The sequence below is a fragment of the Yimella lutea genome, assembly GCF_006715095.1.
Classification (GTDB): domain Bacteria; phylum Actinomycetota; class Actinomycetes; order Actinomycetales; family Dermatophilaceae; genus Yimella; species Yimella lutea.
The window spans coordinates 1,890,241-1,917,004 of record NZ_VFMO01000001.1 but is presented as its reverse complement, the minus strand read 5'-3'; the positions used below and the strand labels follow the sequence as shown (position 1 = coordinate 1,917,004).

Annotated in this window: 31 protein-coding genes, 1 tRNA gene and 2 pseudogenes; 22 read left to right on the top strand and 12 right to left on the bottom strand. The window is 65.8% G+C overall.

Annotated features, from left to right (window positions below; genetic code table 11):
- Nucleotides 1-162: 162 nt before the first annotated feature.
- The 11 genes from FB459_RS09165 to FB459_RS09115 all read left to right on the top strand — a co-directional run bounded on the left by FB459_RS09165 (nt 163) and on the right by FB459_RS09115 (nt 8,042).
- Nucleotides 163-351, top strand: coding sequence for a DUF4236 domain-containing protein (locus FB459_RS09165; RefSeq protein ID WP_141928238.1), 189 nt, complete (start codon nt 163-165; stop codon nt 349-351).
- Nucleotides 352-417: 66 nt separating this feature from the next.
- Nucleotides 418-897: a hypothetical protein gene (locus FB459_RS09160; RefSeq protein ID WP_141928237.1), complete on the top strand. Its 480-nt coding sequence runs from the start codon at nt 418-420 to the stop codon at nt 895-897.
- A 42-nt stretch (nt 898-939) separates the two neighbouring features.
- Complete coding sequence (locus FB459_RS09155; RefSeq protein WP_141928236.1) at nt 940-1,332, top strand: hypothetical protein; 393 nt, start codon at nt 940-942, stop codon at nt 1,330-1,332.
- Nucleotides 1,332-2,240, top strand: a complete 909-nt coding sequence (locus FB459_RS09150) for a hypothetical protein (protein ID WP_141928235.1) — start codon at nt 1,332-1,334, stop codon at nt 2,238-2,240. Before FB459_RS09155 ends, FB459_RS09150 begins: the two co-directional genes overlap by 1 nt.
- A 5-nt stretch (nt 2,241-2,245) precedes the next feature.
- Complete coding sequence (locus FB459_RS09145; RefSeq protein WP_141928234.1) at nt 2,246-3,169, top strand: hypothetical protein; 924 nt, start codon at nt 2,246-2,248, stop codon at nt 3,167-3,169.
- 8 nt (nt 3,170-3,177) lie between these two features.
- Complete coding sequence (locus tag FB459_RS09140) at nt 3,178-4,128, top strand: hypothetical protein (protein ID WP_141928233.1); 951 nt, start codon at nt 3,178-3,180, stop codon at nt 4,126-4,128.
- A gap of 36 nt (nt 4,129-4,164) precedes the next feature.
- Nucleotides 4,165-4,695, top strand: coding sequence for a hypothetical protein (locus tag FB459_RS09135; RefSeq protein WP_141928232.1), 531 nt, complete (start codon nt 4,165-4,167; stop codon nt 4,693-4,695).
- Nucleotides 4,682-4,861: a hypothetical protein gene (locus FB459_RS09130; protein ID WP_141928231.1), complete on the top strand. Its 180-nt coding sequence runs from the start codon at nt 4,682-4,684 to the stop codon at nt 4,859-4,861. The genes FB459_RS09135 and FB459_RS09130 overlap by 14 nt, the downstream gene beginning before the upstream one ends.
- Before the next feature lie 102 nt (nt 4,862-4,963).
- On the top strand, nt 4,964-5,863 hold the full coding sequence (locus FB459_RS09125) for a hypothetical protein (protein ID WP_141928230.1): 900 nt from the start codon (nt 4,964-4,966) through the stop codon (nt 5,861-5,863).
- 2 nt (nt 5,864-5,865) lie between these two features.
- The gene (locus tag FB459_RS09120) at nt 5,866-6,627 is read left to right on the top strand and encodes a hypothetical protein (protein ID WP_141928229.1); all 762 of its coding nucleotides are present in this window, start codon (nt 5,866-5,868) and stop codon (nt 6,625-6,627) included.
- A gap of 29 nt (nt 6,628-6,656) precedes the next feature.
- A complete protein-coding gene (locus tag FB459_RS09115; protein WP_141928228.1) occupies nt 6,657-8,042 on the top strand; it encodes a PcfJ domain-containing protein in 1,386 nt (461 codons plus the stop codon).
- A gap of 79 nt (nt 8,043-8,121) precedes the next feature.
- Here the strand turns inward: FB459_RS09115 and FB459_RS09110 are convergent, their stop codons facing one another.
- Genes FB459_RS09110 through FB459_RS09100 form a run of 3 tightly spaced genes read right to left on the bottom strand, consistent with a single transcriptional unit; the run spans nt 8,122 to nt 9,589 of the window.
- The gene (locus FB459_RS09110; RefSeq protein WP_129627594.1) at nt 8,122-8,319 is read right to left on the bottom strand and encodes a hypothetical protein; all 198 of its coding nucleotides are present in this window, start codon (nt 8,317-8,319) and stop codon (nt 8,122-8,124) included.
- The gene (locus tag FB459_RS09105) at nt 8,309-8,524 is read right to left on the bottom strand and encodes a hypothetical protein (RefSeq protein ID WP_141928227.1); all 216 of its coding nucleotides are present in this window, start codon (nt 8,522-8,524) and stop codon (nt 8,309-8,311) included. Before FB459_RS09105 ends, FB459_RS09110 begins: the two co-directional genes overlap by 11 nt.
- Nucleotides 8,525-8,530: 6 nt before the next feature.
- Entirely contained in the window at nt 8,531-9,589 is a 1,059-nt protein-coding gene (locus tag FB459_RS09100; RefSeq protein ID WP_170221801.1) for an ImmA/IrrE family metallo-endopeptidase, read from the bottom strand.
- 181 nt (nt 9,590-9,770) lie between these two features.
- Here FB459_RS09100 and FB459_RS17250 point away from each other — a divergent pair, with 181 nt between their 5' ends.
- Both FB459_RS17250 and FB459_RS09090 read left to right on the top strand, forming a co-directional pair.
- Nucleotides 9,771-10,088 carry a hypothetical protein gene (locus FB459_RS17250; protein ID WP_170221799.1) on the top strand — a complete coding sequence of 106 codons (318 nt, stop codon included), beginning with the start codon at nt 9,771-9,773 and terminating at the stop codon, nt 10,086-10,088.
- A 60-nt stretch (nt 10,089-10,148) separates the two neighbouring features.
- Nucleotides 10,149-11,163, top strand: a pseudogene (locus FB459_RS09090) (IS481 family transposase).
- A gap of 435 nt (nt 11,164-11,598) precedes the next feature.
- Here the strand turns inward: FB459_RS09090 and FB459_RS09085 are convergent.
- The 3 genes from FB459_RS09085 to FB459_RS09070 all read right to left on the bottom strand — a co-directional run bounded on the left by FB459_RS09085 (nt 11,599) and on the right by FB459_RS09070 (nt 14,378).
- Nucleotides 11,599-12,264: a potassium channel family protein gene (locus tag FB459_RS09085; RefSeq protein ID WP_246092393.1), complete on the bottom strand. Its 666-nt coding sequence runs from the start codon at nt 12,262-12,264 to the stop codon at nt 11,599-11,601.
- Entirely contained in the window at nt 12,257-13,615 is a 1,359-nt protein-coding gene (locus FB459_RS09080; RefSeq protein ID WP_129627508.1) for a TrkH family potassium uptake protein, read from the bottom strand. Before FB459_RS09080 ends, FB459_RS09085 begins: the two co-directional genes overlap by 8 nt.
- Nucleotides 13,616-13,937: 322 nt before the next feature.
- Nucleotides 13,938-14,378 (bottom strand): hypothetical protein, encoded by a 441-nt coding sequence (locus tag FB459_RS09070; protein ID WP_141928224.1) that lies wholly within the window; start codon nt 14,376-14,378, stop codon nt 13,938-13,940.
- 66 nt (nt 14,379-14,444) lie between these two features.
- Here FB459_RS09070 and FB459_RS09065 point away from each other — a divergent pair, with 66 nt between their 5' ends.
- The 4 genes from FB459_RS09065 to FB459_RS09050 all read left to right on the top strand — a co-directional run bounded on the left by FB459_RS09065 (nt 14,445) and on the right by FB459_RS09050 (nt 16,102).
- A complete protein-coding gene (locus tag FB459_RS09065) occupies nt 14,445-15,002 on the top strand; it encodes a hypothetical protein (protein ID WP_141928223.1) in 558 nt (185 codons plus the stop codon).
- A complete protein-coding gene (locus tag FB459_RS09060; RefSeq protein WP_141928222.1) occupies nt 14,995-15,270 on the top strand; it encodes a hypothetical protein in 276 nt (91 codons plus the stop codon). The genes FB459_RS09065 and FB459_RS09060 overlap by 8 nt, the downstream gene beginning before the upstream one ends.
- Nucleotides 15,271-15,294: 24 nt before the next feature.
- Nucleotides 15,295-15,672 (top strand): WhiB family transcriptional regulator, encoded by a 378-nt coding sequence (locus tag FB459_RS09055; protein WP_141928221.1) that lies wholly within the window; start codon nt 15,295-15,297, stop codon nt 15,670-15,672.
- A 356-nt stretch (nt 15,673-16,028) separates the two neighbouring features.
- Nucleotides 16,029-16,102, top strand: a tRNA-Pro gene (locus FB459_RS09050).
- Nucleotides 16,103-16,309: 207 nt separating this feature from the next.
- Here FB459_RS09050 and FB459_RS09045 read toward each other — a convergent pair.
- The 5 genes from FB459_RS09045 to FB459_RS09025 all read right to left on the bottom strand — a co-directional run bounded on the left by FB459_RS09045 (nt 16,310) and on the right by FB459_RS09025 (nt 20,686).
- On the bottom strand, nt 16,310-17,539 hold the full coding sequence (locus FB459_RS09045) for a tyrosine-type recombinase/integrase (RefSeq protein WP_141928220.1): 1,230 nt from the start codon (nt 17,537-17,539) through the stop codon (nt 16,310-16,312).
- Nucleotides 17,523-17,735, bottom strand: coding sequence for a helix-turn-helix transcriptional regulator (locus FB459_RS09040; protein WP_141928219.1), 213 nt, complete (start codon nt 17,733-17,735; stop codon nt 17,523-17,525). The genes FB459_RS09045 and FB459_RS09040 overlap by 17 nt, the downstream gene beginning before the upstream one ends.
- The gene (locus FB459_RS09035) at nt 17,732-18,319 is read right to left on the bottom strand and encodes a hypothetical protein (protein WP_141928218.1); all 588 of its coding nucleotides are present in this window, start codon (nt 18,317-18,319) and stop codon (nt 17,732-17,734) included. The genes FB459_RS09040 and FB459_RS09035 overlap by 4 nt, the downstream gene beginning before the upstream one ends.
- A 79-nt stretch (nt 18,320-18,398) precedes the next feature.
- Complete coding sequence (locus FB459_RS09030; RefSeq protein ID WP_141929492.1) at nt 18,399-20,120, bottom strand: type IV secretory system conjugative DNA transfer family protein; 1,722 nt, start codon at nt 20,118-20,120, stop codon at nt 18,399-18,401.
- Nucleotides 20,121-20,173: 53 nt separating this feature from the next.
- The gene (locus FB459_RS09025; protein ID WP_141928217.1) at nt 20,174-20,686 is read right to left on the bottom strand and encodes a hypothetical protein; all 513 of its coding nucleotides are present in this window, start codon (nt 20,684-20,686) and stop codon (nt 20,174-20,176) included.
- A gap of 88 nt (nt 20,687-20,774) precedes the next feature.
- Here FB459_RS09025 and FB459_RS09020 point away from each other — a divergent pair, with 88 nt between their 5' ends.
- A complete protein-coding gene (locus tag FB459_RS09020; protein WP_141928216.1) occupies nt 20,775-21,590 on the top strand; it encodes a hypothetical protein in 816 nt (271 codons plus the stop codon).
- Here FB459_RS09020 and FB459_RS09015 read toward each other — a convergent pair.
- A pseudogene (locus FB459_RS09015) lies at nt 21,566-22,342 on the bottom strand (ATP-binding protein); the annotation flags it as partial. The gene FB459_RS09020 and the pseudogene FB459_RS09015 overlap by 25 nt on opposite strands.
- Nucleotides 22,343-22,466: 124 nt before the next feature.
- Between FB459_RS09015 and FB459_RS17545 the strand changes: the two are divergent.
- The 4 genes from FB459_RS17545 (at nt 22,467) to FB459_RS09005 (ending at nt 26,727) form a co-directional block, all read left to right on the top strand.
- Entirely contained in the window at nt 22,467-22,613 is a 147-nt protein-coding gene (locus FB459_RS17545; protein ID WP_211345163.1) for a hypothetical protein, read from the top strand.
- Nucleotides 22,614-22,618: 5 nt separating this feature from the next.
- Nucleotides 22,619-23,899: a queuosine biosynthesis protein queC gene (locus tag FB459_RS17240; RefSeq protein ID WP_170221797.1), complete on the top strand. Its 1,281-nt coding sequence runs from the start codon at nt 22,619-22,621 to the stop codon at nt 23,897-23,899.
- Nucleotides 23,896-24,651 (top strand): TatD family hydrolase, encoded by a 756-nt coding sequence (locus tag FB459_RS09010; protein ID WP_170221796.1) that lies wholly within the window; start codon nt 23,896-23,898, stop codon nt 24,649-24,651. The genes FB459_RS17240 and FB459_RS09010 overlap by 4 nt, the downstream gene beginning before the upstream one ends.
- A gap of 609 nt (nt 24,652-25,260) precedes the next feature.
- Nucleotides 25,261-26,727: a hypothetical protein gene (locus FB459_RS09005; RefSeq protein WP_141928214.1), complete on the top strand. Its 1,467-nt coding sequence runs from the start codon at nt 25,261-25,263 to the stop codon at nt 26,725-26,727.
- The last annotated feature ends 37 nt before the right edge of the window (nt 26,728-26,764 follow it).

The window sequence follows — 26,764 nt, the reverse complement described above, 5'->3', positions numbered from 1 at the left end:
CGCGTGACGGTGCGACGGCAGCTACAGAACAACGGGGACAGCGCAGTGCTCCCTGACGCGCAGCGGACAGGAGTATGCGCGTGACGGTGCGACGGCACGCATAAACCGCGGCTGCTGCCTCATCTCGCCAGACCGGCCGAGCCACGTCGCACCGTCGAAGACATGAGCATCAACTACCGCAAGCGCGTCTCCCCCGGCCCCCTGAAGTTCCAGTTCACGCAGAACGGTCTGTCCTCGGTCTCTCTCAAGGTCGGCCCGATCACCAGCCGACTGTGGTCGCGCACCCAGAGCCGCCGTTCGGTCTCCTCGGTCAACTTGCCGGGGGGCTTCTCCTACCGCGGCGGTCGCTGATGGCGCTGCTCGGGCGCCCGCCATTCCACCTGACATGACCTATCGACCCGCGAACAAGGATCTTCCATGAGCACCGTTGACGCGACCGGAGCCGTTCACGGCACCGACGGGCGCTTCACCGGTGACGTCGCCGCCGAATCGTCCGGGTCGCTGGATGGCGTATCAGCTCAGCAGCCCGTCGAGCGGTCCTTCGAGGACGCCGCCATCGCGAACGACGACTGGTCCTACCTGAAGGCGGGTGGCAGTGACCACGACACGTTCACCGACTCCGTCACCGATGTCGCCCACACGATCAACCTCGAGTTTCCCGAACCGGACCGCCCGCGGCTGCATGTCGAGCCCGAAACCTTCGGCGAGTCCGGGCCGACCTTCCGCGTCGGGTCTCGTCGCATCGACGGTCACGGCCACGAATGGATTACCGCTCGCGAGGTGTCGATCCACGAGCTCACCGACGATCCGACCGCCACCGGCAACGACGCCGCGCGTGCGATCGCGCGTCGCCTGCAACAGCACTACGAACAGTCCCTGAACGGAGTCCTGCGATGAACACTCACCGCTTCTCCGCTCGCGTCCAGACGGCGGTGCCCGATGACCACCATTGACGCCACGGGCACCCTGCACGATGCCAAGGGACGCTTCGCCGGCCATGTCGCCGCCGAACCGACGACGGATCTTTCTGTCGCGCCGCCGGTCAACCCGACCGAGCGAGCAGTCGCCAAGATGGGTGAACTGCTCACCGAGGCCTACCCCGACGAAACGGTCGAGGTCGAGTTCGAGCCGACCTACGACGGTGACGGCTGGCAGATCAGGCAGATCCGGCTGGTGGACTACGCCGAGCAGCACTCGGAGCGGGTGTACTTCGACGACGAGGTGCGCATCAGCCTCGACGATGCAGCCACTGCGTTGAGCGAGCACGACTGGGACTGGGCGCACCGTCGCGACGAAGAACGTGCGTACCTCGAGTTCGGCGGGCGGTCCTGATGTCGACGATCGACCAGTCCGGAGCGATCCACGACGCCAAGGGGCGCTTCGCCGGCCACGTCGCCGCCGAATCCACGACCGGGTTGTGCGCTGAACTGATTCACGATGAACCCCAGCCGATCCTCACTGCCATGCCCGAGATCGAGGAGCTGCAGCGGCAGCGGGACGAGATCTGCCGCACAATCGATGAGGCGAAGTGGCGCGCGAACGCCGCGCAGGTCAAGCACGACTACCCGACCGCCGAATCCATCGCTGTGTCCTTCGACCGCGAGGACCGCATTTACCACCTCGACGCAGTGCTCGCCGCTGACGAGCAGCCGCTCTACAACAGCTTGGACTTCGATGCCGTCTCGGACGAGACCCTCGACATCGCCCTTGTCGGAGGCGACGCACACCTCGACGCCGTCGGTGCACGCGACTACCCCGGGCAAACCCTGTTCGGTGGCGGGCAGGTTCTCCCGTTGGACCGGCTCGCCACGATCGGCCGCAGCCAGGACTCCGATCCTCCCGAACTGCCTGACTTTGGCAGCACGGACGACGCTCTGAACGAGCGTGTGCTGTCGATCCTGCACGGCCCCGGACAGCGGTTCGAGAGCTTCGAGGACGCGCACCCGTCGGTGTGGTCCAGACAGGTGCAGCAGGTCGGGCGGAGCATGGCCGGCGACAGCGAAAACGTGGTCGGTTACAACGCTCAGTTGGTCATCGAGCGGGACGGCGACAGCGGCATGACCATCGGTGCTGTCCGCGGACACCAGTGGAACACCCGGTACGTCCAGCACGACTGGCTGACCAACGACGAAAGCGCCGAGAGCTACGACGCCGTCACCGAGATCCAACAGAAGTTGCACGAGGTCTTCCGCCAGGAGCTGCAAGACATGGACCGCCACAACCACCAGCAAGGAGCCTGAAAAACATGTCGACCATCGACCACAGCGGAGCCATCCACGGCAGTGACGGCAGGTTCACCGGCCACATCGCCGGGGAGTCCATCGCCGAACTCTCAGACGTGACGACTGCGCCGGTCATCGAAGCGATGCCACAGGAAGAGTACGACCACCAAGTTGAGGTCAACCGGCAGATGTCGAACCGCGCTGGCTCGACACAAGCCGCCGGAAAATCCTGGAGCGACGAGTGCCAGAACCAGCACGTCTACCTCACGCTCAAGCGGTTCTGCCCGGAGGCGACGCAGGTGGTTGGCCACTTGACGGACAAGCATTCCGACGACGGTTCGTGGTACTTCTCGATGCGGTCGGCGACGGACGCCAACGGCGCCGAGATCGACCTGCCGCGCCCACTATCCTACGAGTGGCTTCCGGAGGACACCGCCGCACAGTTTGCGTCCGATGACATCGACGCCTGGGAGGGTGACGACATTTCGATCCCCGTCGAGTCGTCGAAGGCACCCGACTGGGACGACGAAGAGGCACGCGCCGCGCGTGTCGATTCGTTGATGCAGCGGCTACACAAGGAAGGCGGCAGTGACCTCGACCCGGACGAGATCGGGAACGCGTACTCTCACGACTTCGGAGCGGACGTCGAGAACATCGCTGCGTTCATGTCCCGTGAACCTGAGTACTCCGGCGGCGGACAGCCGGAGCTGTATGCCGAACAGGCTTACGCCGCCAGCGAGACTAGCGGTTACAACGTGGGCGCGTACGTCGTCGCGCCGGACGGTTCGCAGATGCAGTTCGGCACATGGGTGGATGACAACGACATCTCCGATGACGCCGCAGCTGAAGGAGCTGATCAGGTGCGCGCCACGATGTCGGCGATCGACCGGCACTACAACCGTGCCGCCGACAACGCGCGCCGCCTCGGCTTGCGCGGCCGAATCTGAGGAGCGACATGTCGACCATCGACCCTTCGGGGGCTGTCCACGGCAGCGACGGACGCTTCACCGGGCACATCGCCGCGGAGTCCGTCGAAGACCTGCCGTCGACGGACGCTGTCGCACTGGCCGATCTCGGCCTGGACCCGGGACAATCGGAGGAGATCGACCCCTACGACCTGACCGACGCGAGCATCGACGCGGCACGCATCCAGCGCGACACCGACGGAACCTACCGCCTGGAAGTCGATCGGTACATGGATCTGACCGCGGACGGCGCCATCTCCGATAGCTACCTGGAAACCCGCACCACGCTCGTCTCGGCGTATGCCAAGGCACACTGGGGCGCCGACATCGACGATTCGACGACTGAGTGGGACAACACCCGCGTCACCTGTTCGATCCCGCTCGACGGCGCCGGCGACACCTCGCAGGTCGGTCAGGCACTGTTCAACGACCAGTCAATGCTGAAGTTCGACGACGCCTATGGCGACGAGCAGACCATCCCCGACCTCGGCCGGTATCTCGGCGGCATCGACAACATCAACCGGTCCATGAACGACCAACTGCGTGCGCGGATGGACGCGGTAAACCCCCGAGCAACACTGGCGAGGGGCAATCAGGAGGAACTCAACCAGGAGCTTTACGAAGCTGTTGCCGCGCTCCCGCCGCAGGCCGTCTCCGACCTGAAGACGTTCGGCGGACCTGATCTGGGCAAGGTCTACCTCGACGCGCGCTTCGGCACGGACGTCGGTGAGAACCTGCCCATGCGAGTACGCAGCCAGCGCGAGATCCAACAGTCCCTCAGTGACGGAGTCCAGGACTCTATAGCCGCGGCTGCCGATGTTCAGGAGCGCGAAGGTGACCGCATCATGCACCGCGAGAAGCTGCGTGAGGTCGTCGCCGGCCAGCCGCGCCTGTCGATCTCCGACGCCGGGGATGAGCGTGTCCGCGTCGAACGCAGGTAGGACTGACCGCCGATCGGCCCCGCCGTTCTATCGGTCATGACAACCGTTGATCCGTCCGGCGCACTGCACGACGCCAAGGGTCGCTTCGCCGGGCACGTCGCTGGCGAGTCCGGTTCGACGCTGCAGGACGAGGACCTGGAGCACCTGCGCGCCACGCTGTCCGGGTCACCGGTGGACGAGGACTCCAAGACGGACGGACCCGTCGGTTTCGAGGTCGCCGCAACCCCCGATGGCCGCAGACGCCAGCGCGAACACCTGCGGCAGATGACTGACCGGCTCGACACGCAGGCGATCTCCGATGTCGTCTGCATCGCCCGCTCCTCGATGCCAAATGTCCGTTCGATTTCGGTCGCTCGAGCGACCAGCGGATCACCCTGGTCATTGGACGGTGTCTACGACGACTCATACCGGTACCTCACCTGCGACGACGAGTCCTGGCAGGACATCGATTCCCTTGTGCGAGAACTCGATCCGTCCGCGCGCTGGGCTCAGTCGACTGAGAACGACGACAACTACTTCTATGCCTCCCTCCCTATCCCGCAAGGAGCTACCGATGACCACCGTTGACCCGTCCGGCGCACTGCACGACGCCAAGGGGCGGTTCGCCGGACACATTGCCGCCGAATCGACCGGTGACCTTGACGTGACCGAACAGCCCAGCGTGACGAGCGCACGTCGCCTGCACGCCATCTTCGACGAGGCGTATGTCGCCTTCGCACAGAACAGCCGCTGACCAATGTCGACGGTCGATGCCAGCGGAGCCATTCACGGATCGGACGGGCGGTTCGCCGGTCATATTGCCGGGGAATCCTGCGCCGAGCTCACGGTGCCCACCGTGTCGGCGTACGACGACGCGCCGCAGCACATCACGGACGCGGACGCCTTCGCTGCAGCCAACACTGCGGCGCGGGGCAAGACATGGGCTCTCAAGGACGACGTTGACGCAACGGCCTACGACTACCACCGCTCTGTCGGCAAGGCGCTGTTTCCCTCGGCCACTGCGATGCAGCTCGACATGGAAGACCTTGGCTGCCCGTGGAAGGTGACGTACATCGACGACTCCGGTAGCGCCGTCACCATGCCGGGAGGATCCGCTCAGCACCTCGCGACCAACCCGTTCAACGACACCGACGACGATTTCGCCGACGATGCGGACCGTGAGGCCGCTTCGTTGATCTCCGTGGACGAGTTCGACGACGCAAAGTTCAGCGACTACTCGGCGTGGATGGAGGATCACTCCACTGTCACGGAGACGGGCAGGGACATCGAGGGCGACCGGTTCGTCAGCCAGCGCACCATCCGGTTCGACACCGTGGACCCGACCCGGTCGCCGGCGACGTCGTCCGGACTGCCGGACTATGACGCTGCCGACCAGCACATCCAGGACGCCCTGGACACGATCGCCCTAGATGGTGACTACGACGACTTCGGCAACGTCCGTGACCTGGACGATCAACAGTTCGCTGAGCAGGTCGAGCGGGTTGCCGATGACGTCGACGGCAACTTCCCGCCGGAGTACGGCGACACCCGACTGTCGATCACGGTGTCGCGCTACAACGACTTCGTCTCCGTCGGTACCCACACCTACGGACCCGACGGACTCTCGACCGTTCGCACCGGGTCCTACCTGACCCGTTCGTTGACCGTCGATCCCGAGGCGACCGGATCGGACCAGGCGCGCGCCATTGCTACCAAACTGCACGGCCTTTATCGCAAAGCACGACAGGGAGCCTGAACATGACGACCGTTGATCCGTCCGGAGCACTGCACGACGCCAAGGGCCGCTTCGCCGGGCACGTCGCCGGCGAGCCCGATGCCGACCTGGCGAACGACCCGGAATACGCCGGGTGGCCGAGCGAGGAGCCGGAGTACGAAGGTGACCTGCCGCCGTACGGCAAGCCGGAGGAGCCACTGCCCGATCTACCGGAAGAGCCGTTACCGGACATCTCGAGCATTGAGTCACTGTCGCGGGTGGAAGCACATCGCGGTGGGCTCGCCGAGCGCGACGTCACGATCGGGTCCATGCCGAAGGGCGACGCACAGACGCAGCACTTCCAGGTGCAGGGTCTGCGGTACTCGGTGACCTACTACCCCGACCAGGCGCTCGGGGACGACAACTACCCCGTCCGCGGGGACTACGTCGGTGAGCTGTATTGCACCGGCCCGGACGGTGAACGGCATTCGGTACGGCACAGCCCATCGGGTGCGGTCAGCGGGAACGCACCGTGGGTCGCCGCGGCCGAGGGCATGGTGCGGCACATCCGACGTGACGCGACCTCGAAGCTGTCGCGGGGCAAGAAGCCGGACCGTTTCGAGCACATGCCGGCGCAGACTCGTCTGGAGTTGGAGCCGCACGAGTTCCCCGCGTACGACCGGGTCGTCATCGAGCGCACTTACGGCACCGGCTTCTCGGTGCTCGCCGAGAAGGACGGCGCGGCGACCCGGTTCGAGGGCGGCGCCGAGTTCAGCGACAGACGGTTGAAGGATCTCCTCGGCTGACCGGCCAGACGGCGTCGCACCGTCCGGTCATGTCTGTAGCAACCCTGGAACGAACACCCACCGAGAATCTCACGCTGCCGCGTGAGATCGCGCCCAACAAGCACGGCCACCCGCGCATCCTGCTGCGCGACACGTCTGTTAAGTCGTGGCTAGATCCTCAATCCGGGTTCTTGACCCCGGCGAGTCACTACCGGACCATCCTGGTGATCCGTCCTGAAGGCCGCTGGTCGATCGTCCACCTCCAAAGCATTCGGAAGCAAGGCGTCAGCAAGAACGGGAAGCCGTGGACTCGGTGGATGACCGGTAGCATCGAAACATTCCGGCTCTGCCGCGACGGTCGCGTCCAGCGGCTCACCATGTCCCGCCGCGCCGGGGCCCGCTGGACGGGGAGCCATTGGGTGCCGATTCCGAAACCCGATTGGCTGGCAACTCAGCTCGGACCGGACGGCTCAGACCTCATTCGCCGGCACGGTCTCACTGAACCGCGGCGGGCTGATGACCTCATGCCGTTGTTCAGCTACTTCGGTTCACTCGACGCCCACTCGTCCGCCCACATTCAACGCGCGATGGTTGGCGCGCCGGACCTCCCGACGTTCACCCGCAATCTGTTCGGGGTGCTCCGGTATCGGTCTGACCTGGTGCGCGCAGTGGCGCAGTCCGACTTGAGCACCATCACGGTCGCCCATGCGCTTCGACTCGTTGCGCCGGTCGACTGGATCGTTCAGTTCCTGAACAGCACGAGAGTCGAAAACCCATGGGCGTCCAACGTAGGTCGGATCGAGAAGCACCTGCGCAACCTGGACGAGCGCTCGATTCGTCGGTTGTGCCTCGGGCAGCGTGCGCAGATGTGTGACGGTGCCAAGGTCACTCTCAACGGTCTGGGCGACCTGGCACGGTTCCCGGTTGACCCAACAGTGACTCGCGTCGAGTCGTGGGCGGACCTGCACGACAGGCTCGCTCGGGCCCAGCGTGACCAGTTGCGCCGGCAACAGATTGAGCGTCTCGGTGGGATGACGCGCGACCTGACAGTCCAGCAGAAGCCTGACGTGCTGAGGGAGTCCATCAGCCATGTCGAGTCGTCGCTCGTGTCGGCCAAGCTTCCCGACGGCTACCGGATCACGGTGCCGCGCACCGCTCTCGATCTCGTCGAATGGGGCGACCGGCTCCACAACTGCATCGGTGGGTACGCCCACGCATGGAATACCGGACGGTCCATCCTGGGGTCGGTTCATCACGGCGGGGACCTCATTGGCGCCTTCGAGTTGGTTCAGCCCGACTCCGGGAACGCCTGGAAGGTCGAGCAGATGCTCGGCAAACGCAACCGAGGGCTTGAGCCCGAGGTTCGCTCGGCGGTCGAACAGGCGATGACGCAGGCCGGTGTCGACGTCCCGCAGACGTACTGGGGATCGCGCTGATCGCTCAGTCGTCTCCGAAAACCGTTGCAGGACAGTAAGAACCGCCGACCGCAGGAAGCAGTCGGCGGTTCTTGGTCGCTCAGGCTGCGACCAGGGACCGTTGGAACGCGATGACCGTGCCGGTGGATGTCACCGCGAATGCCGGGTCGTTGGACGATTCCGGTTCGACGACGAACCCACCGTCCGGTGCGGGGCGCACGGCATACCGTCCGTTGAGTGCGATCCGGTGGTCGTAGGCGTACCGCTGGACCAGGGTGAGTGCGCGCTCAGAGGTCATCGTCACCAACCCCCACCAGTGCCGGCTCGTCGTCGTCCTCGCCGAACGCGGCGATCTTCTCCTCGAGCTCGTCCTCGGAGTCAGCCAGCAGCGTTGTGATCTCACCCGTTGTGGGGTTCTCGACCTGCGCGACGAACTCCGGTCGCACCTCTTCGTCGAGGGCGACCTGCTCTTCGCGGCCCTTGAGAAAATCCATGAAGCCCATGTCCGGTCAGCTTTCTGTTGTAGTGGATTCTGTTGCGTTCCAACCCGCTTCGTCGGCGAACTTCTCGTAAGACTTGGCGGCGTGGTCGATGGCGGCAGTCACCGTCTTGGTGTCGCCACGGCTCCAGCCGGCGATGTATCCGGGGCTGAATGCTTCGCAGTCGGAGGAGGACAGACCGCCCTCACGGCGCAGCAGATAGCTGAAGGCCTCGGCCTCCGACTCCATCCGGCCCCGGTGGGTCGTGTAGTCCGCGGCATCGTCATCGACGTGCCCACACGCGACGTGTCCGATCTCGTGCGAGGCGGCCTGCACCTTCTGCTCGACGCTGAGGCGCGAATCCACGACGACGCTCTTCGACCTCGGCTCGACGTAGGCCATCGTGCCCTTGAGAGTCACCGGGTCGCAGCCGGGAATCTCCTTCTCCTCATACGAGTAGCCCTTGGACACCACCCAGTCACGCATCCCGTCGAGCATCTCCTGGGTGCCCCCGATGGCGGGACGGCTCGGGTGCTGCGGCACCGGGTCACCGTCGGTCTGCGTCACGTCGAACACCGCGCACGGCGTCGTACCGACCATGACCTTGCGCCGGACCGTCTTGTCCGGGTCGTCCTTGTCCTGGACGCTGATCCATTTGGTGACCGGCGCCTGGATGTAGAGGGCCGAGCCCTTACCGGAGGTGATCTTGCGTCCGGCCGCGTTCCACGCCTTCGCGCCCCGCGCGTCGATCGTGCCCATCCGGGCAAGAACCTCGTGGACGTCGGTGATGCCTTCACGGCGGGCGACCTGCACCGCGGCAAGCAACTGGTTGTTCGTCGACCAGCGCGACATACCGTTGGCAGCGCGTGCGTCCAGGTAGGCGGTGAGCTGACCCGACTCGACGAGCTGCTCCACCGCGTTCGACAGATCAGCCTGCATCGCCTTCAAGCGGGCATCCCGGTCCAGCGCGCCGTAGTTGCCGGACTGCGACGCCTCCATCGACAGGTCGGTGTCTCCTTCACCGGCAACGCGCCCCGCGAACCGGCCCTTGGCGTCGTGCAGGGTACCGGTGGCGTCGATAGTCGTCATCGAGTGCAACCCGTCTGGGCACGAGCGGCGTAGCCGTGAGTGGTCATCGCGCGAACTCCGTTCTGTGTAGGCGGTGGTACCCGTAGGAATGGCGGCGGAGTGTTTCCCCCTGATGGCGGGCGACCGAGCACAGACCCTGGAAACGAACGGTGCGACGCATTGGACGTCGCACCGCTCAGACATGCCTCTTGAACAAACCCTCGACGCCGCCCTGGCTGCTGATCTCGCCCTCGCCGAACGAGCCACCGGCCGACTACGGCGCATTCGTCAGCACCGGATCGGCCAGACCGCGCAGACGATCGTGTTGCTGCGTATCTTCAACATCGAGCACTACATCGCCTGGGTCCACACCACCCGCGACGCGATCAAAGCCGGCGTACTGTCCGAGCTCGAACTCACCCAGGCAGCCGCACACCGCTTCCGTTGGCGCCGCGACCTCCACCTCGGTCTAGCTGTTCTGTCCACGGACGTTAGTTACGGCGAGTCGACTGGAAAGTGAGGAAGACCTCCGGGTGAGGTGTGGAGCTACCACGCACCCACATTCACCACGGAGGTCTTCATGTCCCACGCTAACGCGACGCTCACACCGGCTGGCCGGCTCCGCTTGGCCAAGCTCATCGTCGATGAGCAGTGGTCCTACGCGCATGCTGCTGAACGGTTTTCGGTCAGCATCACGACCGCACGCCGCTGGGCGTTGCGGTACCGGGAACATGGCCCGGCAGGGATGACCGACCGATCCTCACGACCACACCACTGTCCCCACCAGTTGCCGCGGCGCACTGAACGCCGGATTATCAACCTGCGGGTGACACGCCGGTGGGGTCCGGCCCGTATCGCCTACCACCTGGGGTTGAATCCCTCGACCGTGCACCACGTGCTGCGCCGGTACGGCTGCCCGCGACTGAAGTGGACCGACCCCGCGACCGGGACCCGCATCAAGGCATCCTCACGCGACAAGCAACGGTATGAACACCAGGCACCCGGTGACCTGGTGCATGTCGACATCAAGAAACTCGGGAAGATCCCCGACGGCGGTGGGTGGCGCATCACCGGACGCGGTTCGGCTCAGGACCGACGTGCCGGCGTGGCCCGTGACCGTGCCGCACGTCAGGGCGCATCATCCTCGCGTGGCTACGTCTACCTCCACCACGCCGTCGATGACCACTCCCGGCTGGCCTACTCAGAGATCCTCAGCGATGAACGCAAGGAGACAGCCGCAGCGTTCTGGAAGCGTGCCCAACAGTTCTTCGCTCGCCATGGCATCACCGTCAAAGCGGTCCTGACCGACAACGGCGCCTGCTACCGCAGCCGGTTATGGGCCAAGACGCTCGGCACGCGCATCAAACACCGCCGTACCCGCCCCTACCGTCCGCAAACCAACGGCACGGTCGAACGCTTCAACCGGACCCTGCTGGAGGAATGGGCTTACGCGTGCGCTTACACCTCAGAAGTCCGACCGCCGTGCGACCTACCCCGAATGGCTCCATCACTACAATCACCACCGCGGCCACACCAGCCTCAAGGGCCAATCACCCATCGACCGCGTGCCTAACCTCTCCGGACAGAACATCTAGGCCGATTATGAGCAGCAGTCCGCCCATACGGCATGGGCGATGCGGAAGACGTCGCCGCCGACCTGCGGGACCTGTCACTACCAGGTAGGCGCGATGGTCCCGCGCGTCGGTCGATACGAACTGTCGGACCTCACCTACGCTGCAGCCGGGATCTGTCCAGCTGACCGGTTCTGATGGCGTGAGCCGAACGTACTACGCGTACGATACGTCTTGCACATATGCGGTTCCAGCGGCTACCGCACGCGTCGTATGGCTACCTGGCTACCGGTTTCAGTCGCAGTGTTACGGCGTGTCGGATGCGAGTGGCGGGGTGCGCAATGGACGCCGGATCGCGACTGCCACGACAAATCAGCAGGTCACAGCACAGACACGGGCGTCTTCCTCATCGCCACCTGAGAAAAGACGTGATGTGCGAGGGTCCATTGTTCGCGGTCACTACTGGTTGGAGAACGCTTCGACCTTGCGGCGCTCGCCGGAGACGATGATGAGATCCCCGTCCTCGACCACCGTCTCGGCGGTCGCGTGGGTGAAGTCCTTGCCGGTGGCCTTGACGCCGACGACCGTGACGCCCCATTTCGAACGGACTGCTGCCTCCGCGAGAGTCTTGCCGAGAATGCTGCGCGGTGGGCGTGTACGAACGATGGCGAATCCATCGTCGAACTCGATGTAGTCCAGCATCTTGCCGCGCACGAGGTGAGCTGTACGACGGCCCATTTCATGTTCGGGGCGCACGACGTGCTCAACCCCGACCTGCTCGAGGATCTGCGCTTGGGCCTTGGTGGTTGCCTTGGCCCAGATATGCGGTACGTGCAGACCGCGCAGGACGAAGGCTGCGAGCACACTTGCCTCAAGGCTGGACCCGATGGCAACGACGGCCCGGTCGAACTCATGCACAGACAGCTGGCGCATGGCTTCTGCGTCGGTCGCGTCGGCCTGAACGACGTGGGTGAGCCTGCCTGCAACAGCTTGGACAGGGCGCGGGTCTGCGTCGATGCCCAGGACTTCCATCCCATCACTCTCGAGCTCCAGCGCAAGAGATTTGCCGAAACGGCCGAGTCCGATGACGACGACTCCGCCGCCAGCTCCGATGCGCTTAGCCAATGAGGGGCCATCCTTCCGGGTAGGTGTATCGGCGTCCGCGCTTGCGCAACGCCAGAGCCGACACTAGGGTCACCGGCCCCAACCTCCCCAGGAACATCAGGGCAGCCAATACAAACTGACCCGATTCCGGCACCTGGGCAGTGATTCCGGTGGACAACCCGACCGTCGAGAAGGCACTCGTCGTCTCGAAAAGCACGTCGCGGAAGGGCAGACCGGTGAGTTGAGTGAGGAGCATGGTCGATCCCACAACGGCAGCAACCCCCAGTAGAGCCACGGTGATGGCCTGCCGCACAGTGCGATCGCCGATCCGCCGGCCGAACGCGACCACATCATGCTCGCCACGAACCTCGGCAACGATGACGAAGAATAGGACGACGAACGTGGTGACCTTCAGTCCACCGGCGGTGCCGGCCGATCCACCTCCGACGAACATCAGCATGATTGTGCCGAGCAACGTCTCGTCGGTGGCCTGCCCGTAGTCCCAGGCATTGAAACCCGCGGTACGCGGCTGCACGGCGTGGACGAAGCCGGCCAGCAGCTTCTGCGCTGGATTCAGTGTTCCGATCGTCGCGTCATTACCCCATTCGCTGAGCGTCATGAACACGGTTCCGCCGACGAGAAGGATCGTGGTCATGAAAAGTGTGAGTTGGGTGTGCAACGACCAGTGCCTGCGTGCACGGCGACGCAGGAGTTCGAGCAGGACGGGGAATCCGAGGCCGCCGATGACGATGGCCACGACGATCGGGAGTTGAATCCAGGGGTCGGTGAGGTAACTCATGAGGCTGTCGCTGAACAGCGCGAACCCGGCGTTGTTGAAGGCCGACACTGCGTGGAATCCGCCGAGTCGCAGAGACTCCAAGAAGCCGAAGCCGTGGCCGAGCCAGAACCTGAGTGTCAGGGCAAGAGCGACGACTGCCTCGACGATGACGGTGATTCTGAAGACTCCCACTAGGACGGTGCGAACGTCGCCGACCCCGCTCTTTGTTTCGGCAGCCGCTGCGATTCGGCTGCGCAGACCTAGCCGCCGGCCGATGAACAGCACCAGCAAAGTGGTCATCGTCATGAATCCGAACCCGCCGACCTGGATGAGTCCGAGGATGACGGCCTGGCCGAAACCGGTCCAGTAGGTCGCTGTGTCCACGGTGACGAGGCCGGTGACACACACTGCACTTGTGGAGGTGAAAAGTGCGGTGACGAATGGTGCGCCTCCATCACCGGTTCGTGCCATCGGGAGCATGAGGAGCAGGGTGCCGATGGTGTTGCCCACCGCGAATGCCGCGACCACGGTCTGCGCGGGGTGACGCAAGAGTCGGGAGCGGGGGGTGGCCCGGGCACCGGTGTCGGAGAGCATCGTCGGTGAGAATGGCACAGCAGCCTGGCCTCCGTCCACTGGGCCCTCGTCCTGTTGAAGTAGCGCCCGATCTCCACAGGCCGAACGCGCCCATCCGCCTGGGATCCCGCGCTCAAGCCTGGCGGGGAGCAAGGCCGTGTTCTTGACGCGGGACACGACCTACCCCGAACGGCTCCATCACTACAATCACCACCGCGGCCACACCAGCCTCAAGGGCCAATCACCCATCGACCGCGTGCCTAACCTCTCCGGACAGAACATCTAGCGGTCGCCTGAACGTTGCCCGCCGAGTCCGCGACACCACAGACCTGTCCGCTGTTCGCTAGGCCGCTGCGTTCCTTGGCAAGGAAGCGACTCGCGTCGCCAGGCCGATGACCTTGACGTGCAAACCGGTCTTCCCATCGGTGTCGACATAGACCCTACGGATCTGCAGGTCGACGACGGACTGCTTGCTTGAGATGAGCCCATCGGCGACGATGCCGTCGAGGGCGTCCTCCATCAGATCCAGTGCCGAGTGCCCGTTCGTAGGGTAGGCCGGGCTCTTGGGAAAAACGCCGTGCGCCCCGTAGTGCATCGCCGGCCGCTTCACACCGTGCGTCAACTCAACCCGCACCGGCCCGATGACCGACCGCCCCTTGCGGTACTTCACGCAACTCGCAGCGATGTGCCCGCACCACGCTTCGCGGCTTTGCGGTTGACGCAGCGGAAGACGCGGGACACGGAAAGAGGCGGTGCGTAGCGGAATGACTGTGGCGTTTGACATGCCGCCCACGGTGCGACGCGGATGACGTCCCGAGGTACCGGCCCGGGGCTGTCGCACCGTGCTGATATGGAACAGGACAACACCTACATTCCGAAGCGCGCACGCAACCTCGTCGCGCTCTCGGTCACCCACAGTCCCCCGACCCCTCCGACCCTCGCCTTCTGCTCAGCCCAGTGGTTCGAGTCGTTCGACGGCGATCGTCTCGCTGATGCCATTGAGATGATCACCTTGCTGGAGACCCATGAGCTGCTCGTCACCTGGGGTGGACTCGCTCCGGTCAGGGATGCCGCTGAAGCCCACGGGATCGCGCACCCGTTCAGTCAGAAGAAGCCGACTGGCGAGATCGCCGTCAAGGCCCACTCCCGCGTGCTCGACCTGGCCGCAGCCACGGGCTCCGAACCGACCACGCAGGCACTGTGGTCGTACCTGGCCGCGAACGTCCGGGACGGAGTCATGGAGAACCTGGCGACCCGTCCGCAGGACCGGCGCACACCCGAAGCCGTGGCGGAAGCGATCCGCACCTCGGCCGTCGCGTATATTCTCAACGAGCGACCCGCTGCGCCGTCCTCCATGTCCGAAGGTCTTAGCAACGGGTCGCTCGCATGCGGAGACTGCGATGACTGACACCTCGATGTCGGTCTGGGCCAGCCAACTGCTCCTCGGCGGTCTTGCCCTGCTGCTCGTTCTCTACTGGGTCCGACGCCTGAGCGAAGCCGTCACCGCAGCCACCGGCTCGACCGACGACGTGGTTCAGCCACCGGTGCTACGTGTACTCGACGGATCCGATCTGAATGAGGACCTCGACACCACGACCGAGCGCGGCATCTACGACTGGGAAGCCGAGGGCGACTTCGACCGCCGGCATCTGACCCTCGTTCCGACCGCGGACTGAACCGCGCGTCGCACCGTCACGAACATGGAACTTCGAACCGCTGCGCGCACCCTGCCTGGAACGATGCGCCCTGCCGCGTCGCCTTCGGTCGAGGAGCGCTGGCCGGACCGGCACGTCCCGGCCGAGGTCGCGCACATGCGCAGCAACGACCTGCAGTGGGCGTGCTCTGGTCATCCGCAGCCGGAGATCTTCTTCCCGAACACCAACCGCGACCTGTCCGCGGCCAAGAAGATCTGCTCGGACTGTCCGGCCAAGCTGATGTGTGGGCGCGCCGGCGTCGAGTCGCTCGAGTCCGGAGTCTGGGGAGGCACGCTGTTGCACAACGGTGTCCCGAACAATCGTCTCTTCACTCGGGAGTACCCCGGTGCAGGACGTAAGAAGGCCACAACACAGTCCGCCTGACCAGCACCGACGAAGCCGCTCAAGCCAAAGTGCTGAGCGGCTTCGTCGTTGTCCGAAGCTGTCCGGTCAATCCCGGATTCTCTGACGCCAAGTCGAAAGGCAGGAAAGTAGGGAATCCAGGTGGCGCATTGGGCGTTCGAGCTACCACTTTTCGAAACTTTGACACCAGGGTTCACTCGGATGAGCCCACTACAGGCCCACAATGGCTCTGTTCAGGTAACATCAGGAGTAATAAGAATGACTTGACATAGGTGTTATGAGCGCGGATGAAAGACCACGACTTCTCGACCCTTACGGCTGGGGGTTAAGGGGTCTACCCCGCTCTGGTCGGCCCGGATAACTGAAAATCTATGCCACGGGCTGTGGCGCAGCTTGGTAGCGCACCTGACTGGGGGTCAGGGGGTCGCAGGTTCAAATCCTGTCAGCCCGACGTAAAAGCCCAGGTGAGAGCAGGTTTCTCGCCTGGGCTTCATCATGTCCGGCGGTCGTTTTCCGTGGTCCCCCTCTGGTCCCCCCACGCTCTCGCCTGCGGTCGCCTGTGGACGTACGGGGCGCCTTGAACCCGCTTCCTGTGGATAAGGGGACCAAAAGGGGACCAGAACGCTTCTGGGAGCACGCCCACGGGCGTCGGAGCGCATCACAGGCCCCGAGACGCCGGGCCACTGCGCCGAGCGTGCTTGCGCTGTCCGGGGGCGGAGAGGAAGGCGTTGGCCTGCTCGGCCGCCGACGCGAGGTGACGGTCGTCGGGATGCAGATAGCCGCGGGTGGTCTCCATCGAGGCGTGCCCGAGGATGTCTTGGAGGACGTGCAGCGGGATACCCGCGTCGGCCATCCAGGTCGCCCCGGTGTGACGTAGCCCGTGCCGGGTGAGGTCGGGCAGGCCGAGCTTCGCGACGATGCCGTCCCAGTTGGTGGCGTCGCGGACGGTCGCGGTGGTGAGGTAGCCGCCCTTCGGACCGACCAGCAACGAGTCCTCCGGTTGCTTGCCGTCGGTGAGTCGTTCCAGCACGGGGCGGAGCGGTTCAAGGATCGGCACGCGGCGCTCTTTGCGGCTCTTGGTCGGCTTGGTGACCAGACCGCCCTTGCCGGGGAACACCTGCCGGCGGATCACGACGAGGTTCTTGCCGAAGTCCACGTCCCCGACCTGCAACCCGGACACCTCCGAGGACCGTGCGGCCAGCAGCGCGGCGAGCATCACGAAGTCGCTGTAGGACTGATGCACCTTCCCGCACGCCCTGGCGAGTCGGTTGAGGGTCTTCATGTCCGGGATCGCGTGCGCCCGCGGGGAGGCGTGTTCGGCGGACTGCCCGCGGAAGGCGTTGCGGTTCAGGCTCCGCTTGGCGCGGTTCTTCGCGGGGTTGATCTGGATCAGCCCGTCCCGCACCGCCTCATCGAGCACCCTCACGAGCGGGGCGATGGTGTTCTTGATGGTCGAGGCGCCGTGGCGCTGCTCCCACTCATCAATGGTCCGGTCGATGATGCCCGCGGTGATCTGGGTGACCGGCAGGTGCCCGAGGGCGGGCAGCACACGGAGCTTCAGCCCGTACCCGTAGGTCTCGCCGGTGGAGGTCGGGTCCAGCCCCCGAGCCCACCGGTCGCCGATGGAGGTGACGAACTCCAGCAGCGTCATCGACACGTCCATGCCCTTGGTCGATGAGCTGCGGAGCTGGTCGAAGAACGTGTGTGCGGCCGCTTCGTCGGGAACGATCTCCGACCTGGTGACACGGCGTTTGGTGGTTGGGTCGGTCCACCGGGGGCGGGCGCGGATGCCGTAGGAGCGGCGCTCCATGTCCGTGGAGACCTTCACGCCGATCGGCGGGACCGGCTTGGGCTCGGCGGTCGGCTGCGGCTCAGCTCTCCGGGGCATGGTCGTGTTCCAGCTCGTCCAGCCAGCGGTCCACGGCGTCGAGCCGGTACCGGGCGATCCCGCCGAGGCGCAGGAACGGCGGCCCCGTGCCGGCCGACCGCCACCGCGACAGGGTGGATTCCGAGACCTTCAAGTACGCCGCGACCTCGCGGCTGTGCATGAGCGACGACACCACGAGCGTTCCGTCGTCGCTCATGACAGCTCTCCGGTGTCGGGGTCGAGGGTGCGGTAGAAGGCTTCCTCGGCCTCGCGGCGGGCTTGGACGTCGGCCATGACGAACTCCACGAACTCGGCGTCGCGGTCGGTGATCGGGATGTCCTCGATCGGGTCGCGGGGTTCTTCGCCGGGCCAGACGGTCTTCCTGGTGGGGCGGTCGTGGTCGAGCCGGGTGCCGCAGGCGGCGACCCATTCGCGGAGTCGCTGCCGGGTGTCGGCGAAGTCGCGGTGCCAGCCGAGCGGCGCGCTGCCGTTCTGGTCGGGGTCGTAGGCGCAGAGCCAGTGCAGGTGCAGCGCGCTCAGCTCCCACAGCAGCTCGGGGTGCATGTGCCAGGCCGGCGGGATCACGGAGGCGGGGAGCCCGTAGGTGTGGCGCAGCCAGTCCACCCAGCGGTTGAGTTCCAACCACTCGGCCTCGGCGTCCTCGGCACTCAGCAGGTTCCAGTTGATCGGGTGCGGCGGCTCGGCGATCAGCGGCTCGTCGCAGCCGTCGTCGTCCATCTCGTTCACATCCGAGTCGGGAACGTCGTTCATCGTGGCGTCGCCGTGAGGTTCGTCGGACATGTTGTGCTCCTGTCTGCTTTCCGGCCCCGGTGGTGCCGGGCCGTTGTGGTGGGCAGGTGCTCCTTGCCGCGACCGGCGTTCAGGTGTCGGAGCGGCGCAGCAGGGCTTCGATCTCGGTGCGGTCGGCGGTGAGCTGGCCGGCGTCGGGGCGCTTGGGCCATGGGTGCAGGTCGGTGACGATCGGTGGTGCGGAGCGCAGCAGCACGATCCCGGTGCCGAACGGGAGGCGCCTGATCTTGTCGGGCGGGAAGATCGGCACCCGGCGCACGGAGCGCTGGTTGGAGCGGGTGCCGTGGTCGCCCAGCGTCACGGAGTCGGTGTATTCGTCGCGTTCGCCGACCAGGGCGCTCAGGTCTTGCAGGTCCCGGCTGTTGGATGCGCCGCCGAGGATGACCTTCACGATCGAGGCGTCCCAGATGGCGTTCGCCTGGTGCTCGTTCCACTTGTCCCGCGCCTGCGCGAGTGATTGGAGCACCGGCATCGTCGTGATGCCCGAGCCGCCGCCTTCGGCCATCAGCGTCGGCAGCGACGGCAACGGCGAGAGATTGGCTATCTCGTCCAGCGCGAGCAGCATCGGCGGATCGAGCCGGGCGCCGGCCGAGCGGGCGGCCAGGCGGCGGGCGGTCTCGATGAGGTCTTCCACGAGCGCGGCGACCAGCGCGGCGCTGGCTCCCGCGCCGGACCCGGTTGCCAGCAGGAACAACGTGCCGCGTTCGCGGATGAACGCTTCGGGGTCGAAGCCCTCACCCGGGCCGGGCGATACGGCGTCGAGCACCCGGGGGTCGGCCAGCGAGCCGAGAGCCAGGGAGACGCCCTGCCAGATCGAGTCGCGGGTGCGGGGGTCGGAGTCGATCATCGCTTCCAGGGACTCGGCCCATCCGGTCGCGGCCTGGGTGGAGCCGGTCAGGATCGCCACCGCGTCAGCGGCCGCGGTCGGATCGAGCGTCCACCGGAACAGCTCGGCGGGCGGCCGGTTGTCGATCGCTGCCGCGTGCAGCAGCGCTTGGAGCGCCGCCCGTGTCTTGCCCTCCCAGAAGCCTCCGCCATCGACACCGCCCGCGGACAGGCCGGTGCCGGCGGCGAGCCCGGTGGCGCGGATCATCGCCGTCTGCGGTGACTCACAGCCCCGGATCGGTGACCAACGCAGACCGGCGGGCAGACCCTCGGCCAAGTGCTGGGGGTCGAAGATCGCGACCGGGCCGGCCCTGCGGCGAGCACGCATGGTCGCGGTGAGGCTGTCTGGCCTGGTCGAGGTGACGACGGCGGCGCCGGGGGCGTCGAGGATCGCCGGGATCACCAGATGCAGGCCCTTCCCGGAGCGGGGCGGGCCGATGACCATGATCGAGTCCTCCACGCTCGCCCATACGCTCGTGCCCTTGGAGGTGCCGAGCCGGTAGCCCACGTCCTGCGGCCGTGGGTCGCTCAGGCCGGGGCGCAGGTTTCCCGCGCGGCGCAGCAGCGCCTTGTCGGACGCCGCGGCGGCGACCTCGTGCCGGGTGGCGATCCCGGCCATGCGGCGCGGATCGGCTTCGATCCGGTGGGTGTGGCGGCGCAGCCGTAGCCATGCCCATAGGCCGCCGGTGACGAGGCCGGCGAGCAGCAGCCCGGCGACGATCCAGTAGACGACCGGGTTCAGGCCGTCCGCGTCGAGCGCCGAGCCGGGGTCGCCGGGGCGGAACAGCACTCCGACCCCGGAGGCGGGATCGCCGGCCGGCTGCGGTGTGCCGGTCAGGAACGCGGCTACCGATCCAGCGGCGCGCAGGATCAGCGCGACGCCGAACAGGACGACCAGCCCGATCATCGCGGCGTTGGTCAGCTCGTCCCCGAACGAGCCGGTCTGCCGGCCCTGCTCGTTCACGGCAGCCGCCGGATGATCGTGGTGCCGGAGACGCGGCCGAACAGGATGACCTCGGTAACCCCGCCGGTCTGGTCGACGCTGACTCCGGCCGGGTCGATGAGGGCGCGCGCGGTGCCGGTGTGAGCGGCGTCGGTGTGCCCGGTGACGACCGCGACCGCCACGTCCTCGCCGGGGACGAACCCCGCGCCCTCGACGGTGTGGAACATCGGCCCGGCTGATGCTTCCGGTTCCGGCTCGGGCTCGGGGCGGGACCGCCGACGGCGGGCGGCGATGATATCGGTGAAGGTCGTGCCGTCCGCTTCGCGGACCTCGACCCTGACCGGCGTCGTCCGGTCGTTCGTGGCGCGGTCGATGATCCGCCCGAACGAAGATCGCCGCCACGGCGGCGCGAAAGGGCCGGGGTCCAGCCGTCTCCCGTCGACGGTGACAGTCACGGTGCCGTCCTCGTGCACGTCGAACACGACGAACGGGATGGAGACCGGGACGGGCTCAGGCTCGGGTTTCCTCATGAATCCGAGGTGAGCCAGAACCGCCTCCGGCAGGACGACCCACCGCAGACTCGGCTTCCACCGTTAGCCTTTGAGGAGGAGGAGCGAGATGACTGAACAGGAGGGGTTTCGGCCGAGTGGCCAGCAGGCCAGAACCGGCAGATGCACCCTCTGCGGGAACCGAGCAAAGCTCACCCAAGCTCACGTGCCGCCCAAGGCAGCCTTCAACCGGGGAAGCTTCGCTTGGGGCGGCACAACAGCGGATAACCGCCTTGCCTACGGACGACCGAGGCTCGGGGGCGCGAGCCGGTACGCGCACTGCGAGGCTTGCCGTGCAAGCACGTCGCCCTGGGATGACGAGTACATCAGGTGGGCGCACTGTTTCGCCGGCCACTTGCTCCGCTCGCAATGGAAGGGCCAGCGGACCCACATCACGGGCGAACTTACCGACGTGCGTCCCGGCAGATTCATCCGCGCAGCGATCGCGGGCATGACGGCCCTGACTCCAAAGCTCATCGACTCGCACGCTGATCTTGTTCGTATCGTGCGCGAAGGCACCCCAGCCCAGCCGCCCGAAGGCATAAGGTTCCTGGCAGCCATCGCGCCGAACAGAAGCCCGGCCCACGTAGAGGGCAGCCACGAGGCGCTAGTTGTCCGCATGTCACAAGACAGCGATAGCGGTGAGTGGGCGACCGCGGCTACACCGGCGGTATCGGCGGTGATTCACTTCGCTCCTTTCAGCCTACTGCTTGCTGATCGACAACTCGTTGACTCTTTTCCTCACCTCGACTGCACCGAGTGGTTGCAGCTCGGCGTGGATGACATCGCCAAGGTGCGGATTGCCCTCCCGATAGTCGACCTTCCTAGAACACCAACTGCGCCGGTGCCCATTGCGATGCTTCAGTTCATGAAGGCCCGCGCATGATCCTGGGTGTTGCTGGTCATGCGGGCGGTGGTGTCGAAGGCGGCGAGCTCGGCGGGGTGGAGCTGGTGCTGCACCACGAACGCCCGGTCCTTGATCCGCCAGAGCCCTTGTCCGGTGCCGAGTCCGGGCAGCAGGCGGCGTTCGGCGCCGGTCAGCCCGAGCGCGACGGCGGTAGGGCCGAGCTGATCGGTCTCCTGCCGGTAGACGATCCTGGTCTCCGCGTTCGCCAGCAGGCTGTTCGCCAGCGCCCGGTTCGCCGACCCTGCATCGCCGACATTTTCCAAGTCGGTGAGCTTGTGGAACACGAGCAGGTTCGCCAGCCCGTAATGTCTGGCGAGCCGCCAGTGCGCGTCCATCCTGCGCAGGAGCGCCGGGTGGGACATGAGCCGCCATGCCTCGTCGTAGACGACCCATCTGCGGCCGCCGTTGGGGTCGAGCAGTGCGGCTTCCATCCATGCCGATGAGCAGGTCATCAGCACCGAAACCAGCGTGCTGTTCTCGGTGACGCGCGAAAGGTCGAGACTGACCATCGGCAGCGACGGGTCGAACCTGACCGTGCTCGGGCCGTCGAACAGACCGGCCAGGTCCCCGGCCACCAACCGGCGCAGCGCGTGGCCGACCTGGCGGCCGTCCTCGGTGAGCCGGCCGTCCGGGTCGTCGGCAGGGTCGGGGCGCAGCAGCCGCTCGACCACCATCGGCAGGATCGGCACGTCCGCATCGCGCACCGCCCCGGCCAGGGCGGTGTCGATCGAAGGCGAGCCTCCGACGGCTACCGAGGCAATCAAGGGCTTCGTCAGCGCGTACATCTTCCAGCTGGGACTCGTTGAACTCCAAGACCAGATCACCAACGGAACGCTCGACGGTAACGAGGCAGTCGTGCGCGAGCGCATGCTGCGCGGCTGGATCGACGCGAAGGTCCGTGCCCTCGACATCGATGTGAACCCCGCGCTCTCAGCGAACGCCCTCCATCAGGCAGCTGCTGATCTCGCCCAACGAGCCGTGCGCGTTCTGAGGGCGAGGTAGACCACATGCCACTCACACACTTCTACGTCTCCGGCGAGGCCTCCACCACCCAGCCCCCGGAAGATCATCACCATCTACGGTGGCCCACCGCCCCCGGTAAGACAGACACGGTCAAGAGCGCCATCGGCTGGTGGCTGTCCTCTCTGGGATCACTCCCAACGCAAGCGATCGATCTGGTCCGTATCGCCGGCGGTGCCTACCTCGTCGACCGGCTCTCCGGCAGGCCGAGCGCCTTCACCCGGCGACTTCATCTCGCTGTGGAGGTGGCCGATCCCGAGCCGTGGGAGGGCGATGCAATCAACCAGCTCGCTCAGCTACTTTTCTGGCTCACCGGCGACACCTGGGAACTCCAGCTCGTCCAGGACCCCACCACCCCGAATGACCCGGTAGCAGACACCTCTGAAACGGCGCAGTCTGTCGCGCTCCTCAGCGGAGGCCTCGACTCCTACCTCGGAGCTTTGCACCTGCTCTCCACCCTGAGTGAGCCTCCGCTATTCGTGGGCCACTACGACACCGCCACCGCCGTACGCCGGGCCCAGAACACCATCCACAGCTGGCTACAGGAGACCCACACTCCACCGCCGTCCTACACGCAGATCGAGTTCACGCAAGTCGCAGCCAAGAAGGAAAGCTCCAGCCGCAGCCGCTCCTTGCTCTTCGTCGCGCTCGGGGCCGCCGTTGCTGCAAGCCGTGGCGCCTCGAAGCTCTTCGTGCCGGAGAACGGATTCACCAGCCTCAACCTCCCACTGCACCCCAATCGCGCCGGTGCGCTCTCGACTCGTTCCACTCATCCCGAGACTTTCTATCGCATCAATACGCTCCTCCAAAGTCTCGATTTGTCGCTCGCCGTGACCAATCCGTTCGCCGCCAACACCAAGGGGGAGGAGATGCGGCTCGTTGCCGACAGGCACCCAGCGAGCGGCTGGGATCGTATCGCTGGATTCACAGTCTCCTGCAGCAAACTCGACGGCGCGCGAATTAAGGGCGGAGACTCCACCCTCAACTGCGGCCTCTGCTACACATGTGTCACCCGTCGAGGTGCATTTATCGCGGCTGGCATCGAAGACTCGACCATTTACCTGTCCAACGAATTCACTGGAGATGCGCGGCTCGAACTCCTTGAAAGGCGCTACAGCGACCGTGCCGCCATCTCATACGCGACAACCCGTGGTATCGACGACGACGCGATCGACGCGGGCACCTGGCCCCCAGATGCCGACCCGGACGAAATCAGCGAACTCGCCCGCCGAGGTCTTGCCGAACTCGGGAACGTGGACCTGACGTGATCGGCTCTGCTCTCCCCGCCCTAGACGCCCACGCCCACATCGCGCCGGACGTCACGCCGGCACAGATCGCGGCGCTCGGACAGTCGGTGGTGTTCGCGATGACCCGGAGCCTGCACGAAGCCCGCCAAGTTAAGAACAGGCGGGACTCGACACTTGTCTGGGGTATCGGCGTCCATCCCGGCGTAGCGGTAGCGCGCGAAGCGTGGGACCCGAAGCAGTTCACCCATCTCCTTGCTTCTTTCGCGCTAGTCGGGGAAATCGGTCTCGACCGCCGTGCCGGCGACATGGTGGGGCAGCGCACGATATTCAACGAGGTACTGAGCATCGTTCGCAGCGAACCGGTGCTCGTCTCCGTCCATAGCAGCGGCGCTGCGACCGAAGTTGTAGAGCACCTTCATAACGCCAACGTGCGCGGAGCGATCCTGCATTGGTTCAACGGTGATGCCACGGATATCAGACGCGCGATCGAGGCCGATGCCTACTTCTCAATCAACGCCGCGATGCCCGAAGACCAGATCCGGCTGCTGCCCCCCGAGCGGATCCTGTGCGAGACGGACTTTCCTGCCCGAAAGGTCCGCGCCCGCCGCCCCGCCGACATACAAAGCACAGAAACGCTGTTGGGTCAGATCTGGAACAAAACGCCCGAAGAAGTCCGCGCACGAACCTGGTGGAACCTTCGGACCTTGAGTGAACAATCCGGAGCCATCGAACGGCTGCCTGAGGTAGTCGCTGACACTCTCATGTACCTATAGCGCCAGGGGCTGTCGCGCGTGAACGGCGGACAGTCAGCGTGAACTCCGTCTAGTGAAACTTGGCTGAGTCCGCTTCAGCTATAAGTCACGCCCAGCAAAGTGCCGCCCGGCTGAGACCGCATACGACCGGGGGATGGCCTTGCCCGAACGCGCGGCCCGAGCAGAAACGCTCCAGGCGCATCGGGTCAGCGCGAGTCGCACGTTCGCTGTGACCGCGGCCGCGACCTGTCAGCTTCGGCTCGGAGCGGGATCCAGACCGCTCGCGCGAATGTTCAATCGTCGCAGGCGGGCACGCGCCGCCAGCCGGGTGTCACGGTCGGACCCGGGAACGAACGAGCGCTCCCGGATGGGAGGTGCCCCAGCCCCTATCTCGGTAGACGTCCCCTCGCCTTCCCCTGAGATGATCGGACTCAACGCTCCTGATCCTGCCAGGAACACTGGTGGACAGCGACAATTGACAGAATGGCGGGAATGAAAGATCGCGAGACGCTGCGGCGGTTCGTCCTGCGTGCGCGGCGGGTGCATGCGCACTCGATCGTCCAGGACTGGGACGAGTTGCTGCGGCACGCGCACGGCAGCTTCGACGGGCACCTCGACCTGGCCGGTCAAATGACGATCACGCGGCGCCTCCCTGCTGACGAGGAGGTCTTCGAGTCGTTGGCCTCGAGAGTCAGACCCTTGACGGTAAAGTCCGAGCCCGTCTACTACGTGAAGGTCTTCGATGCGATCGAGCGTCTCATCGGCGAAGCAGACGTGGAAGACGCGCTTCGTGCTCGCCTGCGCGATCTCCGGCGTGCCTGGGACGCCTCCGAGATCCAGGGAACCCAGATTCAAGCGTATTCAGTGCAGTCGGCCCGTATCGACGGGACCGAGGCGACCAGTATGGTCTCGGACACACAACTCGCCGCCGCGTGGCTGTACGCCGACCTCGTCCACGCCGACGCCCAAGGACCGAAGCGGCAAGCACTGGCGTTCTCCCTCCGCGAGCGATACGCCGCGGCCGTCCGCGTGTTCTCTCACATGGCTGCTCTGACGGTAGCTACCATGCAGTTAGTCGAGTCCCTGAGAGACGCACGGTTGCTCGCCGTGGATGACTCGGCGTGGGAGGACGATGTGAGCGTCGGCGCGTCCGAACTGGTTGAGGAGGCAAGGGCATTCGTTGCGCCTTTGGGTAGTGAGATGCCGGACATGCGCGACTCCTTAGAGCTGACCGAGGAATGGACCGCCTTCACCGTCACGGAACTGCTCAGACAGGACCCGGCCAACCATGTCCGTGTCGTGCTCCGTGACGACAACGGCGACGTCACCGCGACCTACGATGCAGCCGTCGCGCGGCGCACGCCCGACGCCAACTCTGCTGAATGGGATGTGCTGGTCGCGGGCAGCGTCATGTTCAAGTTCTCCTTCGACATTCAGGGCGAACGGATGACCGACGCCCACTTCCGAGGGTGGGAAGCATTCGACTCCACCAACGACCTCAAGTTCGCATCGACGCGCCTCATGCTTGAGTTCCACCGCACGTCTGCGATGGCCTTCGAGGTCGGAGGGAGCGAACTGCTGTCCCTTGGGCCGCCCACCTTCTCCGCAGAGGAGCGGCGAGAACTGGAGGTTCTTGCGGAGACGGTCGAGGACATCGTCACGATCGAGCGTCTCGTTAGGCAAGCACTCGAACCCTGCAACGGCCGCTTTGACGACCACGACCGTGTCAGACTACGTCGCGCTCGGCTGCTGCTGGAGGGCCAGATCGTCCACGCGATGCGTCACCCGATCACAGTCACAGCTCCAGAGGGCAACCCTCCACAGGTAGTGGTCGCCGCCGCTGGAACGCTGAACGTCGGCGGCGCAGAGGTCCCCACACCGCAGACCGTCATGCGTCACCCAGCCATGACAGCGACCGAGACCGGGGTCGCTCCCGATTCGGGACCTAACGCCAAGACCTTCCGGATGGAGCCGCCCGACGGTGAACAGTTCTTGGCGTGGGTTCCCGGCCTTGTTGAGGTCTCTGGCGATGAGGACCTCGTGGTCACCAGGTCGTGGGACCTGATCGGCATCGACGAAGAGAGCTTCAGCTCCTGACCGGCAAAGGGCGTCTCCTCGGCCTCGTGCGACGGAT